We start from the raw sequence: 1,654 nt of genomic DNA on the forward strand, positions 1-1,654 counted from the left end.
CGCAGGCCGCCGTGGCGGCGCGGCCCCGCCGGCCAGCAGCAGAGCGACACCCCGCCCACCCCCGCGGTCATGGCCGCACGGCACCCGGAGCGAAGGAATGACTGACCCGGTCGTCGTCGACGTGCTCGTCGACAGGCCCTACCCCGTGATCATCGGCACCGGCCTGCTCGGCGAGCTGGGCCGCACACTGGCGGGCAGGCACAAGGTCGCGGTGCTGCACCAGCCGACCCTCGCCCAGACCGCCGAGGCCATCCGGCACCACCTGGCCGAGCAGGGGATCGACGCCCACCGCGTCGAGATCCCCGACGCCGAGGCGGGCAAGGAGCTGCCGGTCGTCGGCTTCCTCTGGGAAGTGTTCGGCCGCATCGGCATCGGCCGCAAGGACGCCGTCGTCAGCCTGGGCGGGGGAGCGGCCACCGACGTGGCCGGCTTCGCCGCGGCCACCTGGCTGCGCGGGGTCGACATCGTCCACGTGCCGACCACGCTGCTCGCGATGGTCGACGCCGCCGTGGGCGGGAAGACGGGCATCAACACCGACGCGGGCAAGAACCTCGTCGGCGCGTTCCACCAGCCGGCCGCGGTGCTGGTCGACCTCGCCACCCTGGCGACCCTGCCCCGCAACGAGATCGTCGCCGGCATGGCCGAGATCGTGAAGGCCGGCTTCATCGCCGACCCGGCGATCCTCGACCTCATCGAGGCCGACCCGCAGGCGGCCCTGGATCCCACGAAAGACGTTCTGCCCGAACTGATCCGGCGATCAGTCACGGTCAAGGCCGAGGTGGTGGCCGCCGACGAGAAGGAGTCGGCGCTGCGCGAGATCCTCAACTACGGCCACACGCTGGCGCACGCCATCGAGCGGCGCGAGCGCTACCAGTGGCGCCACGGCGCGGCGGTCTCGGTGGGGTTGGTGTTCGCCGCCGAACTGGGCCGGCTGGCCGGCCGCCTCGACGACGACACCGCCGAACGGCATCGCAGGGTGCTCACCGCGCTCGGGCTGCCGGTGCACTACGACGCCGACGCGCTGCCGCAGCTGGTGGAGTTCATGGCCGGCGACAAGAAGACCCGCTCGGGAGTGCTGCGCTTCGTGGTGCTCGACGGGCTCGCCAAGCCGGGCCGGCTGGAGGGCCCGGACCCGGCGCTGCTGGCCGCCGCCTACGCCGAGATCGGAGCCGGATCGTGACGACCGTGCGGGTGCTCAACGGCCCCAACCTCGGCCGGCTGGGCCGCCGCGAACCCGAGGTCTACGGCAGTACCACCCATGACGACCTGGTCGCGCTGATCGAACGCGAAGCCGCCGACCTGGGGCTCGAGGTGTCGGTGCGCCAGAGCGACAGCGAGGCCGACCTGCTGGGCTGGGTGCACGATGCCGCGGATGCGGGGGAGGCCGTGGTGCTCAACGCCGGGGCGTTCACCCACACGTCGATCGCGCTGCGCGACGCGTGCGCCGAACTGAGCGCGCCGCTGATCGAGGTGCACATCTCCAACGTGCACCGGCGCGAGCAGTTCCGGCACCACTCGTATCTGAGCGAGGTGGCGACCGGCGTGATCGTCGGTCTCGGTGTGCAGGGCTACGTCGCGGCGCTGCGCTTTCTGGCGACCCTGGGCTAGGTGTACTGACCACGGACGTTGGTGACGGCGTGGTGAGGTGACAAGA

2 protein-coding genes are annotated in these 1,654 nt (G+C 72.1%); both read left to right on the top strand.

All coding sequences use genetic code 11. The features are described from left to right. Positions 1–97: 97 nt before the first annotated feature. Complete coding sequence (gene aroB / locus Q2100_RS31190; protein WP_264015702.1) at positions 98–1,180, top strand: 3-dehydroquinate synthase; 1,083 nt, start codon at positions 98–100, stop codon at positions 1,178–1,180. Beyond that, the gene (gene aroQ / locus Q2100_RS31195) at positions 1,174–1,608 is read left to right on the top strand and encodes a type II 3-dehydroquinate dehydratase (protein WP_302917119.1); all 435 of its coding nucleotides are present in this window, start codon (positions 1,174–1,176) and stop codon (positions 1,606–1,608) included. The genes aroB and aroQ overlap by 7 nt, the downstream gene beginning before the upstream one ends. The last annotated feature ends 46 nt before the right edge of the window (positions 1,609–1,654 follow it).

Source organism: Mycolicibacterium arseniciresistens, assembly GCF_030519285.1.
In the GTDB taxonomy this organism is placed as follows: Bacteria; Actinomycetota; Actinomycetes; order Mycobacteriales; family Mycobacteriaceae; genus Mycobacterium; species Mycobacterium arseniciresistens.